At 31.1% G+C, this 12,262-nt stretch carries 16 protein-coding genes and 1 other annotated feature; of the genes, 6 read left to right on the top strand and 10 right to left on the bottom strand.

Going from position 1 to position 12,262, the window contains the following annotated elements; translation table 11 throughout:
* Nucleotides 1–6: 6 nt before the first annotated feature.
* The 9 genes from B6K90_RS21260 to B6K90_RS21225 form a co-directional block, all read right to left on the bottom strand.
* Nucleotides 7–246, bottom strand: a complete 240-nt coding sequence (locus B6K90_RS21260; RefSeq protein ID WP_088014727.1) for a hypothetical protein — start codon at nucleotides 244–246, stop codon at nucleotides 7–9.
* A gap of 96 nt (nucleotides 247–342) precedes the next feature.
* Nucleotides 343–504, bottom strand: coding sequence for a hypothetical protein (locus B6K90_RS23875; protein ID WP_167555456.1), 162 nt, complete (start codon nucleotides 502–504; stop codon nucleotides 343–345).
* Between the two features lie 5 nt (nucleotides 505–509).
* The gene (locus B6K90_RS21255; RefSeq protein WP_088014726.1) at nucleotides 510–803 is read right to left on the bottom strand and encodes a hypothetical protein; all 294 of its coding nucleotides are present in this window, start codon (nucleotides 801–803) and stop codon (nucleotides 510–512) included.
* Nucleotides 804–1,020: 217 nt separating this feature from the next.
* On the bottom strand, nucleotides 1,021–2,259 hold the full coding sequence (locus B6K90_RS21250) for an MFS transporter (protein WP_088014725.1): 1,239 nt from the start codon (nucleotides 2,257–2,259) through the stop codon (nucleotides 1,021–1,023).
* Nucleotides 2,260–2,325: 66 nt separating this feature from the next.
* Nucleotides 2,326–2,576, bottom strand: a binding site (T-box leader).
* A 263-nt stretch (nucleotides 2,577–2,839) separates the two neighbouring features.
* Entirely contained in the window at nucleotides 2,840–4,114 is a 1,275-nt protein-coding gene (locus tag B6K90_RS21245; RefSeq protein WP_235821881.1) for an ATP-binding protein, read from the bottom strand.
* Between the two features lie 189 nt (nucleotides 4,115–4,303).
* Nucleotides 4,304–5,281 carry a VanW family protein gene (locus B6K90_RS21240; protein ID WP_088014724.1) on the bottom strand — a complete coding sequence of 326 codons (978 nt, stop codon included), beginning with the start codon at nucleotides 5,279–5,281 and terminating at the stop codon, nucleotides 4,304–4,306.
* 378 nt (nucleotides 5,282–5,659) lie between these two features.
* Nucleotides 5,660–6,538, bottom strand: coding sequence for an aminoglycoside phosphotransferase family protein (locus B6K90_RS21235; RefSeq protein ID WP_088014723.1), 879 nt, complete (start codon nucleotides 6,536–6,538; stop codon nucleotides 5,660–5,662).
* Between the two features lie 46 nt (nucleotides 6,539–6,584).
* On the bottom strand, nucleotides 6,585–7,028 hold the full coding sequence (locus B6K90_RS21230) for a VOC family protein (protein WP_088014722.1): 444 nt from the start codon (nucleotides 7,026–7,028) through the stop codon (nucleotides 6,585–6,587).
* An 18-nt stretch (nucleotides 7,029–7,046) separates the two neighbouring features.
* Nucleotides 7,047–8,225, bottom strand: coding sequence for a MalY/PatB family protein (locus tag B6K90_RS21225; RefSeq protein ID WP_088014721.1), 1,179 nt, complete (start codon nucleotides 8,223–8,225; stop codon nucleotides 7,047–7,049).
* Nucleotides 8,226–8,470: 245 nt separating this feature from the next.
* Between B6K90_RS21225 and B6K90_RS21220 the strand changes: the two genes are divergently transcribed.
* The 5 genes from B6K90_RS21220 (at nucleotide 8,471) to B6K90_RS21200 (ending at nucleotide 10,481) form a co-directional block, all read left to right on the top strand.
* A complete protein-coding gene (locus B6K90_RS21220; RefSeq protein WP_088014720.1) occupies nucleotides 8,471–8,830 on the top strand; it encodes an ArsR/SmtB family transcription factor in 360 nt (119 codons plus the stop codon).
* Complete coding sequence (locus B6K90_RS21215; RefSeq protein ID WP_167555455.1) at nucleotides 8,811–9,275, top strand: SRPBCC family protein; 465 nt, start codon at nucleotides 8,811–8,813, stop codon at nucleotides 9,273–9,275. The genes B6K90_RS21220 and B6K90_RS21215 overlap by 20 nt, the downstream gene beginning before the upstream one ends.
* Before the next feature lie 15 nt (nucleotides 9,276–9,290).
* Nucleotides 9,291–9,719: an SRPBCC family protein gene (locus B6K90_RS21210; RefSeq protein ID WP_088014718.1), complete on the top strand. Its 429-nt coding sequence runs from the start codon at nucleotides 9,291–9,293 to the stop codon at nucleotides 9,717–9,719.
* 8 nt (nucleotides 9,720–9,727) lie between these two features.
* The gene (locus tag B6K90_RS21205) at nucleotides 9,728–10,171 is read left to right on the top strand and encodes an SRPBCC family protein (RefSeq protein ID WP_088014717.1); all 444 of its coding nucleotides are present in this window, start codon (nucleotides 9,728–9,730) and stop codon (nucleotides 10,169–10,171) included.
* 121 nt (nucleotides 10,172–10,292) lie between these two features.
* Nucleotides 10,293–10,481 (top strand): hypothetical protein, encoded by a 189-nt coding sequence (locus B6K90_RS21200; protein WP_088014716.1) that lies wholly within the window; start codon nucleotides 10,293–10,295, stop codon nucleotides 10,479–10,481.
* 101 nt (nucleotides 10,482–10,582) lie between these two features.
* Here B6K90_RS21200 and B6K90_RS21195 read toward each other — a convergent pair whose 3' ends face one another.
* A complete protein-coding gene (locus tag B6K90_RS21195; protein WP_088014715.1) occupies nucleotides 10,583–11,194 on the bottom strand; it encodes a hypothetical protein in 612 nt (203 codons plus the stop codon).
* A gap of 383 nt (nucleotides 11,195–11,577) precedes the next feature.
* Between B6K90_RS21195 and B6K90_RS21190 the strand changes: the two genes are divergently transcribed.
* On the top strand, nucleotides 11,578–12,195 hold the full coding sequence (locus B6K90_RS21190; RefSeq protein ID WP_268876054.1) for an RraA family protein: 618 nt from the start codon (nucleotides 11,578–11,580) through the stop codon (nucleotides 12,193–12,195).
* Nucleotides 12,196–12,262: the final 67 nt, after the last annotated feature.

Below are 12,262 nucleotides of genomic sequence, written 5' to 3'. Positions count from 1 at the left end.
TGTTTGTTAATCTTTCATCCCTTTATATACGTAACTTGCACCAACGAAGAAGAATACTAGACTAATTAGTAATGGGATGGTTCCAATGTTAAATAAAGCTGTTCCAAAAACTCCTAAATTCGAATCCCATCCAGCTCCGCCTGGTTTAGATAAATAAAATGTATAAATTGATGCTGAAATGAGTGTTGATCCAAACAAGAGAATACTAGCTAAAACGCCTATTGCACCAAAAATAAGATTTTTCATTTTGCATCTCCCTAAATTTAATATTTATTTAGTCATAGAAACTTGCAGCTAAACCAAATACCATTGTAATTACGATAAATGCTATAAAAAAATATCCTAACTTCTTATTAATTTTGGCTTTCTACTTACGTCTAAACTGCCTCTATTAAAAGGTTTAGTGCCTTCCATTTTTTGAAGATCCTCTATTGGTGAAAATACTTTCTGTTTATTCGTGCAAACATTGTTTTCAGGCGTTTCTGTTTCGTGCGTTCTTTCCATAGATTTCACCTACATATTAACTCTATCATCGTTGCTCCTTTTTTGATTTCTTTACATAACCATTCGTTATTTTTCTTGTATTTATTAGCTGATTTTCTTTGCTTCCGTTCGAGTTTATAAATCTCATCTTTAGTTAGTGTTTTAGTAACGCTGGTCTCTATCTTTGTCTTTTTAATCCTAATTTTGTTATATGTATTTTGAATTGTAGGAAAACATACAGCTATAATCCCAATAATAAAAATTATAGATATGAAAAGAACTGTAAAACTGGTTCCCTTTTTCTTTTCAATTACAGCCATAATTATGAACACACCTTCCAACATTAGTCCTAGTATAAAGATATTAAATGTTTAGAGTGATTAACCCTTTTTAGGCATAAAATTCATTTTATTGAACTATCCAGTCATTATGTTGAATAAAAACGAGCCACATTTAGCGACTCAAGATCTTAAACTAACGCATTACATTGCGTTGGTTGAAAAAAGAACGAAAATATTTTACTAAATTCTAAAAATTTTATTTATATCCAATGCTTCTGAAATAGTTTTCGCTTGAAGGTCGGATAATAAATACACTTAAAAATAGCGCTAAAAATAGCATAATAAAACTACCAGCAATCACTGACATTTTAACCGATACATAGTGAGTAGAAAATCCGATTAGCATAGTTGAAACTATCACTAATATTGCCTCAACAAAACCATAGATACTTCCAACTCTTCCCATTATCTTAACATCTATGTTGGATTGGTAAAATGTATCAAATCCCGTATTTGCAAAAGACAACGCAAATGATAATAAGAAAAATCCGAACCCAGCCATTGAAAAAGAATTAGAAAATGAATATACGATATATCCTAATGATAGAAAAATTGTTCCAATCCCCATAAGCCAAGAAGGATGTAGTCTTTTTGCAAAAATTGTATTAATAATTGCACCTATACCAATTCCTGCACCAGCAATACTTACTAGAACACCATATTCTGTATTACTCAAATGAAGTACGCTCTTTGAAAATACTGCTTCTAATGAATCAACAGCAGCCGTTAAAACTAATATACTATTAAACAAAAAATAAATTATTATAACGTAACTTGATTTACGGCTGAATTTTAAAACCTCTGTAAAATCTTTCTTAATTAGTTTGATAGAGAGCTTCTCATATTTTACATTTCGCACTGCTACCTTATCCAAATTAGGCAAACAAGCTGTTACAACTCCTGAAATAATAAACGAGATCGCATTAATATTAATAGCGAACATAGGTGTGCCAATCATAAAAAGTAGACCTGCAATCGCCGGTCCAGTTAGGAATCCTCCAGATTGAACTAAACTACGCAAAGCATTAAAGCGAATCCTCTGATTCTGTGGAATTAATTTAGTTAAATAAGTTGTTGATGTTGGATAAAACATTGAACTTCCCATATTAACGATAAATACGATGACAAAGATCAGATAGACGGATGATATACTTGGTAATAAGAATATTAATAATCCTCTCAAAAAATCCAAAAGTACCATTAAATTCCTTTTGTTAAATCTGTCAATTAAACTACCTGCCCATAAGTTAGTAAGGAGTGTTGCAAGAGGTTTCAAGACATAAAGAGTGGATACAGCCAAAACAGATTTCGTCATATCAAAAATAATTAGATTTAGTGCGATTAAATAAATCCAATCTCCAATATTTGAAACGCCTATTCCAAATAGTAAAAGCAAAGGGTTTTTCCAAGTAATATACATCTTATTTTTTTTCATTTTACACCTCGAAATTAATATTTTTAATTTGTACAAATAAAAAAACTCGCCCTCCAAGACCGTAGTCTTGGGGACGAGTTTACCTATCGTTTCGTGGTGCCACCCCAGTTTGTTAATATGTCATCACATTAACCTCATTAAGTACATTTTAAATATACTCATGCTCTATAACAGGAGCGCCTGTCATACCATCGCCATTATTGGTTCCGATATGAAACTCAGAGTCTTGCTTCAATGGATCATTCATACTCCTTTTCAGCAACTGGAGTTCTCTAAGATGAATGAATTCTATTTACTCTTCTCTTCAAAGTTTTTTAATTTATTTTTATATTATTATAACTTTTCTGTCTTATTTGTCTACTGTTTTTTACTTATTCATTATTGCACTATTCAGCCATTTACTTGAATAAGGAACTCAACAATCTATTTTAACAGAGCCAAAAAGAAAAAAGATAGAAGCCCTTGCTTCTATCTTTTCAGAGCTATAATGATGGATATTCTATCTAGCTCTTTAGGATCTAAACTACCAAAAGTTTGAAAGTAACTTACTCATAACTAGTACATGAAAAAATAAACTCAATTATTCAAAAGAAAATCCCACAGTTTGTTCCTTTTCCCACTTTTGCTTTTTTTGTTTACGTAAAATTGATCTCATTTCGTCACATAGTCGAATGATATCTACTTTTTGTTCACAATCCCACTCAATTATGATTGAAATATATAACTCATTTAATTGAGCATAGGAGAAGTCATTTGTTGAATCGATTAAAAGTTGTAATTCTTGATTATTTAAAATTCGATTTAATCTTTTCTTCAGTAAATAGTCAGAACGCATTTCTTTTGTTGGTTGCTTAATTTCATATGCACGATCAAATCGACCAGAGCGATTCATTAAAGCCGGATCGATTCTTTCAGGATAATTAGTCGTTCCAATTAAAAATAAACCTTCTTTAGAAGTTGCACCATCTATTGTATTTAGGAATACTGAGCGAACTGAAGCAGGCATACTGTCAATATCCTCGATAACTAATACCATTGGTGTTAATTTTAATACTGAACTAAAGACTTCTTTAATTGTGTAACTTGATGTATATTCAGTAATTTGCCAATATGCAACCGGTGCGTTAATACTACTTGCAATTGATTTTACTAATGTTGTTTTACCATTTCCCGGATTTCCATATAATAAAAATCCACGTTTATATGGGATATCATATGTTTTAAAAAAATCTCGACCTTCATTAAAGAAATGGTCAATTGATCGATAAATTTCTCTTTTTAATGATTCCTCTAAAAATACATCTTCTCTATTAACCATTTTTGTTATATTTTCAATTGATGTTTCGACACCGTCATCAGTATCTGTATAGACTGTTACATAATTTTTAATATAATCTCGTTTTCTTTTCAGTACGTATTGAAAAAAGGATGAAAGACATGAATCATTTTTAGCAAAAATCAGGTCTCTATTATATTGATTATCCGCTTCAAATATCATCGCTTTAGATAAAGCTACTCCATAATTCGGATAATAATATAATCCATTTTCAACCCTTGGTTTAATGATGAGTTCCATTTTTTTATCAGTGTGATTCGAAGAAATAGTTTTTGTTTCAAGCTCATTATAAATATGGCTGATTAATTGGACCTCAATCGATTCTTCTTTCAGATCTTCTTCTAGAATTTCCCAGATTTCATTTGTAGTATCTTCATCTGAGTACATTTGGAAATCTACCCCAAATGACTCAAATAGCTTATTTTGAATAGTTGAAATGATCTTTCCGTAATCGTAGTAATAAGGTAATGTATTGCGTTCCATATCCTTCGAATCAAATAAAACAGTTGTTTTTGTCATGCAATTCTCCTTTGTCTTCAAATCTTTCTTATAATTCTAAATCCTTAGTTTCTATAAGTCTAGTGCTGAAAAGATTAGACTTTGATTATTTTTTAGAAATTGTTTCATAATGATCCTAATTCATGAAAAACACAAAAAACCCCACAAGGATCATTATTTTCCTTGTGGGGTTTACTTTGTATGTATTATTTAATCCCCTACAGTCTTATGGGGTGGTACAATTTTTCCTTTTCTAGAAGGGTTTGAAGAATGTTTGTCATCTTCTGTATTTATTTCTTCTGGTAAACGAGTTGGCGCTATAGGGACATTTTTCACTTCATAATTGATTACATCAGAAGAATGAAGCGTGACAATCATACTTCCACCATATTGTTTTGCTCGAATTAAAATTGGCTGATTATATTTATTTTGAAAACGGAAGTCTGGACCATACCAACTAACAGTAGCATCTCGTCCTGCTGGTACATATGGTACTCGTCTACTATGGGAATATCTTTCAATAATTTTTAGACCAGCTCGATCTACTGCATTAAATAGTGTAGAAGAGACTTGACATATTCCTCCTCCAACTCCTTCAGACAATTCCCCCCTTACAATGATCGGTGCACGTTTATATCCCTTTGCCCCACTTCTCTCTCCTACTACCTTATTAAAGGAAAAAACTTCATTTGGAAAAACTACGTAATTATCAATTGCTTTTGCTGCGAGTGAAATATTATGTACTCGACTTTTATTATTTGAATTAAAGTAGGTTACATATTGTCCAATTTGTTGAATTCTAATGTGAGCTAATAATTCACTATCAACTTTTGGATAAATATCCAACTCTGGTACTTCAATTTTAGATGGACCTTTACTATAAAAATAAGTAGTAAATTTATCCTTGAACTCTTTTTTATAAAGCCTGTAACCTACTTGACCTGGTACAATCCTACCTTGTTCATTGATTGTCGCATTTATTGGATTACGGTAAATTTGTTGATCAAGTTTTTCAATAAATTGATTAAATTTTTTTTCGTTTATCATTGGTGTACCCGGAAGTGATATAGTAAAATCTTCGCGATTAACTACGGCAATCGGGTGACCTTGTTGATTAACAGTTAAGCTATCTGGTAGTTCAACCGATTGTGTCAATAATAAAAAACTAGCTAGTAATTTTTGAAACATAGTTGGATTCCTCCCAACATTAGTATGAACAAGATTCAGTACTTTCATGTTTTTCCCTAATAAATCAATCACAAGTGCTATTTTATTTTTTGATATTTTTTTAACTACATAAAAATAGAGAAGGACTTCTAGGCTTCTCTAAGCTATTTTTTTGTATATTTGATTGTTCTGATCGATTTTAAAATCTATTTTGTTATTATTATTTTTGTGTTTTTCACTCTATTTATTCATAATTGGTAGCCTTATTTGTGGAATACACTTTTTTAATTGCGGATTTCACTTTTAAAATTGCGGTTTTGTTATTTGCACTCTCACTAAAGTACTAAAATACAAAAAATACGAGCCGCAAGTAAGCAACTCGTAAATTTTTTATTTATTTTAAGATTTGAAATCGTTCATGATTACATTAATCGTATTAAACGATTCTTCTCTTATCTTTGTATCATATTCTTTATTCGCATTAAATGTAATTAAAGCCTTCCATAAAGCCCAGCCTCTTGCTCTATGCCAAGTATTTTCATCAAAGTTTAAAACATTTTTAAAAACGTTTCTACTATTGGTATCGAAAAATGTCCATGCCATTGCAGCATCACATGATGGATCACCTACTCCAAGGATTCCAAAATCAATGACTGCACATAGCTTTCCATTTTTAACAAGTAAGTTTCCTGGAGCAATGTCGCCATGTACCCATACTGGTTCTCGCTCCCATTTGGAACTAAGAGCTAGTTGCCAAATATCTGTAAGTAAATCCTTGTTAAAAAACTCTTTCGTTTGATTTATTGAATCTCTAGTTTCTTTGTCGTAGACTGTTAAGTCCCCACCTCTAAAGAAATTATGCTTTCCTGCAAGCGGCCCACCGCTAACATTAATTGACTGGAACTCTTTTAAAAACTGCCCTAAATCTTTTGCAAATTGACTTAAATCACTTATATTTTCTTTACTTGATGACTCTCCATCAATCCATTCATTGATCGTCCACGGCCATGGATAGTATTTATTAGGACTTCCCTTTGCTATCGGTTTAGAAACTGGTAAACTTAGTTTATTAGCTAATATGGGTAACCATTTATGCTCTTTTTCAACTTGAGGAACATAGCATTCCGCACTTGGTAATCTTACACTCATATTATCCCCTAAATGGAACGTTCTGTTATCATTACCACTTAATTTTACAGGCTTTATTTCTAAGTCAGACCAAATTGGAAATTGTTCAATAATTAATTGTTTTACTAATTCAACATTTATTTTATCCATTTAATCTCCCTAATTTTTGCTATCAAACTAATAAATTATTTGTATTTTACTTTTCGGTAATCAATATAAACGTAACGCCGAACTTATCTGTAACAGTTCCAAAGGCAGGACTAAATGGCACCGCTTCTAATGGTGCGATGACATGTCCATCTTGTTGTAATGAGCTAAAAATGCGCTTTGTTTGTTCTATGCTATCGATCGAAAGATTAATCGTGACCTCTACTTTTTTATTTTCATAATTAGGTGTATTTTGTTGAAAGTCTTTGTTCGGATTCGATTGAATTGGCGCATCAAATAACATAAGATCACTTTCTCCGATTTTTAAAATTGCATTTGCAACACTATTTTTTAATGCTTCAGGACAAGGAATTGGCATTTCTTTGTATGTTTGTAAATTAAGAACCTCTGCTTCAAGTTCTCTTTCATAAAAATGAACTGCTTCTTTAGCATTCCCACTCATAACAATACATGGTGTAATTTTTAACGTCATAAATGCCATCTCCCTTATCTATTTCTTAATAGCTTTTACAGCCTTCTCTAAACGTGACATGGCTTCTTCTAATGTTTTACGTGTGCATGCGTAATTCAATCTCATAAAACCATCTCCATCGATCCCAAAACCGCGACCTTCATTTAAACCTAATTTCGCATCATTAATCATAAATTCGTTTAATTGGTCACCTCTTAAGCCTAAATCTCTAAAATCAAGCCATCCTAAGTAGGTCGCTTCTGTAACTCTCATTTTTACTTCCGGAATATTTGTTTTTAAGTAATTATGTATAAACTCCGCGTTTCCTTTTAAATAAATTAATAATTCATCAAGCCATTTTTCACCTTCATTATAAGCTGCTATAACTGCCTCAATTCCAAAAATATTTAAGTTTTCTAAACTCGAACGTGCAATCGCATGAGAAAACTCTGTAAACAAATCCTGATTTGGAATAACAGCAAGTGACGAAAATAAGCCTGCGATATTGAATGTTTTACTTGGCGACATAAATGTAATACTCATATTTGCTGCATCTTCACTTATAGAATAAAAAGGTGTGTGAGTACCTTTCTTGTAAACTAAATCAGCATGAATTTCATCTGCGATTACAACAATTTTATTCTTTTTACATATTTCCATCAAACCTGATAATTCTTCTTTCGTCCAGACTCTTCCTACAGGATTTGCAGGGCTACAAAGAATTATCATTTTAGTTTTAGAAGTAATTTTATTTTCTAAATCTTCTAAATCCATATAATAATAACCATCTTCTTCAATTAAAGAATTTTCAATTATATTTCTTCCATTATTTTTAATTGTACTGAAAAAAGGAAAGTATACTGGTGGCTGGATGATGATATCATCACCAGGTTTTGTGAATGCATCAATTGCTAAATTCAAGGCTGGGACCACACCCGGTACATTTGTTAACCATTCTCTTTTTATCGATGTATTATAACGTTTACTTGCCCAATTCATTGCAGATGTAAAAAATTCTTCTGGAATATGTCCATATCCATAAATAGGATGTTGTGCTCGTTTCGTTATAGCCTCTATAATCCCAGGCGCACAAGCAAAGTCCATATCGGCAACCCATAAAGGTAGTACATCCGTACATCCAAATACTCGATTAAGTGAATCCCACTTAGTACTATTAGTATTTTTTCTATTATGTTCTTCAGAAAAGTTAAAGTTCATTTTAATTCCCCCACCATTTTCGATCATTTACGCTTAAGATTTTACTATTTATATTCTGGTATATAGTTAATCAATAGTATTTTCGTAAACATAATTTATATCCAAATTATACTATTCCGCTAGAAAATTCAATTAAAAATAAGACTTTTAATGTACGAAGCAACTAAATCATTAATAATCAATTGGAAAAAAATGAATAATACAAGTGCTTGATTTTAATAAATTTTTATTTTATAGTTAACCACATGGTTAACTATTATAATGACAATCTTGATCAAGTATTTTCAGTTTTATCAGATCCAACACGGAGAGCAATCATCCAAGAGCTATCTAAAGGAGAGAATACAGTTAAAAAATTAGCTGAACCATTTGATATGTCTTTGCCTGCTTTTTCAAAGCATATGAAGGTTTTAGAAAATGCTGGTTTGGTTTCTTTTAAGAAAGTTGGGAGATTTAAGTATTATTATCTTCATCCAAGTGCAATTTCATCTGCATCTAATTGGCTAAATGAATTAAAGTCCTTATGGGAGCAACAGCTATCAAGTTTGGAGCAATTTTTATTATCTGAAGAAAATGGAGGTAATGATGATGATCACGATGAATAATCCACAAAACTTCACTTTAAAACTTAATCATGTTTATCCTGTAAAGAAAGAAAAAGTATTTGCAGCATGGACTAAACCAGAGCTATTAGAAAAATGGTGGGGTCCACAAGACTATACAACAAAAATAGTAGAAATGAATGTTGAAGTACACGGTAATTATAAATTCATTATGAAATCACCAAATGGAATTGAACATATTGTATATGGACAATATGTAGAAATTTTATCAAATGAAAAATTAGTTTTCACATGGCAATGGGAACAACAAGCTGATTTTCCTGTTACAAATGTAACTGTCGATTTTCTTGAGAAAGATGGAAAAACTGAAGTAATCGTAACTCATACAAATCTTCCGAATGAAGAAGAGGCAAAAAATCATACACATGGTTGGACAAGTTTCTTAGAGGAGAAGCTTACGAGTTTTTTAAATAATAAACAAAAATGAAAAGAGGAATATAAAATGGTAAATATGCCACATCAAATTACAATTAATGAAATTCCAGAGAAAGTATTTGAAGCAATTACAACAACTGAAGGTATCAAATCTTGGTGGTCAACGGATGCGAAGGCTGAGCCACAATTAGGCAGTACTACCGAAGTCGCTTTTTATAATCGTCAAGCTGTGTTCCAATTACAAGTTGATCATTTTGAACCTGGGAAATTATTAGAGTGGAGCGCAAAACATGATATGCCTGCTTGGAAAGGCACAAAAATTCGTTTTGAATTAAATATGAATGAAAATGGTGCAACAGTATTAAATTTTAATCATTCTGGATTTGAATCAATGGAAGGTCCTTATGCAATGATTAATACCACGTGGGGTACTTTAATGTATATTTTAAAACAATATGTTGAAGGTAAAAATCCTGCTGTTTGGCATCAAGGTTAACATAAAGAATGGTAGATGTACAAACTGAAATTACAATTAATTGCCCTTTAGAAAAAGTATCCGAGTATGCATCGAATCCAGACAACGCTTCAAAATGGTATGTAAATATTAATTTAGTAGAATGGAAAACGGAAAAACCTTTACGAGTCGGTTCAAAGATTGCTTTTAAAGCACAGTTTTTAAGTAAAGAACTAGAATATATATATGAGATCATTGAATATGCTTCAGGGCAAAAACTAGTAATGAAAACAGCTACTGGTCCTTTTCCAATGGAAACCACATACACATGGTCAAAGGTAAACGATTATTCTACTCTAATGACTTTGAGAAACAAAGGAATTCCAAAAGGATTCTCTAAAGTTGTTACCCCTTTTATGTCCATGATGATGAAAAGAGCAAATATGAAAGATTTAAGAGCTATTAAAAGAATATTAGAAACTACAAATAATTGAAATTTAAGGATAAACATTCAAAGTATCCTTTATTAAAGAAATATATTTCAAAAATTAATCTATTTTTTTCATAAAGCTTGCGAATAATAATTACCATCTAATTGCGAATGGAGGGTAAATTATGAAAAAAGAAGATGAATATACTGATGATATGAATCAAATATTAGAAATTATCAATGCAAAAGGTGATACTGGTGAATTACTTGAAATAGTGGACAAATATAAACAAGCTGAAAATCCAGAATGTAATCATGACCTTTTTTATCAAGAACTAAGAGTGATTGCTGAGGATAGTGCAAAAGAAGAATAGATACAGTAGATAAAGTGAGTAGTGGAACGAAATTAGTTCCACTACATTTAGTATTTTTATCAGATCGAACCGAACTTACTTTTTATGTATTATCGATAAATTTATAGACTATATTCTTCAGTCGGAATTTTGCCTTTTAATATATCGTATTCCGCTTTCATTTCTCCAAATTTTTGAGGATTTCCATGGTCCGGTGCATAATCGGGGTGCCAAAGCTTTGTATATTCCCTCATTTGTTTCTTCCATTCTTCAGCACTATCATTAGGATTGAAATACTTGAAATTATGTTTTTTATTTTTCTTAATAGAAGTAGAGTAATTTCTTAAATATTCTTCCCAGACTCTAGCCCAATCAACTATTTTCTTTTTATATTCTTTTGCTTTCTCAGCATTTTTCCTTTTTTCTTCCTTCTTCCAATCTTCCATTCTTTGACTGAAATCTTTAATACCTTCTTTTGAGTTTCGCCATCTTTGCTCTGCATCTCTTATTTCTTGGTCTGTAATTTCTTCAAATAAATTTTCGTCGTTAAGAACTTCATTAAGATCTTCTTCATTTCCTATTGGATTTATATGAAGGTCATACATCTCTTCTATCATTGTTTCGATTAATTCTGCACTAGTTTTCCCTGTAAGTTGGGATAGCTTTTCCAGTTTTTCAGTGGATTCTATTTTAACCTTGTGAGTTAAATAGACATATTTAGTTTTGTTTCTCAAGCACCTCAACTCCTTAATTAAATGTTACTATACAAGGCTAAATCTATGTATTAAATAATAAAGTCAATCTTGTTACATTGTTTGACATTTTCTCTTAATTGAAATAGGACTAGTCTATAAATTTTCTAATGTAAAATATTAATTTTTATTGTCTTCATAAACTGTTTATGAAAGTAACTTTATTATTACTTAAATCAAATCGTTATTTACAAGATATTAAAAGATTACACTATTTTTTATTATCAACTTATTTTATTCGATATTAATCGATTGCTACCTTTCTAATTCAATAATTATTTTTTATCAAGCTTAATAATTTTTTCGAAATTCTCATGTGAACAAATTATTTATATAATATCTTTAAATAAATGATTTATAAGGGAGTGATTTCTATTATTAATCAATTTAAAAATATACCAACAACTTGTATTTCAGATGTAATGGATGGACTAAATAATATGGATCCGTCCATAAAGCCTTTAAAGGAAGAATATAGATTTGCTGGAAGAGCACTGACTGTTAAAATCCCTGTTGGTGATAACTTAGCAGTATTGAAGGCAATACGTGAAGCAAATCCAGGCGATGTCATCGTAATTGATGCAAAAGGAGATCAATACCGGGCAATTGCAGGAGACTTTATTGTTGGAATGGCTCAAACAATGGGTGTTTGTGCAATAGTTGTTGATGGGGTAATCCGTGATATAAGCGGTACGAAAAAATTAAATTTCCCAGTATTCTGTAAAGGAACAACTGTAGCTGCAAGTGGAAAAATTGGAGTAGGCGAAATAAATGTTCCAATATCCTGTGGAGGTACATCGGTTAACCCTGGTGATATCATTGTTGGTGATGCAGATGGAGTAGTTGTAATCCCTCAATCGGAATCAAAAACGATTTTGGAAAAATCATTAGATAAAATAAAAAAAGATGAACTTAGAGAAGAACAAGTATCTGGTAATATTGAAGCTATAAAATCGTATATTGATCGTATGCTTTTAAAGTAACTGAGTAATTTTTATTTAACTATACAAATAAAAGGTTCTTATAGGTTTCAAAAAAACCTTATTAGAA

The organism is Gottfriedia acidiceleris (assembly GCF_002128425.1).
Lineage (GTDB): Bacteria > Bacillota > Bacilli > Bacillales > Bacillaceae_G > Gottfriedia > Gottfriedia acidiceleris.
This window is presented reverse-complemented; position numbering and strand designations above follow the sequence as displayed.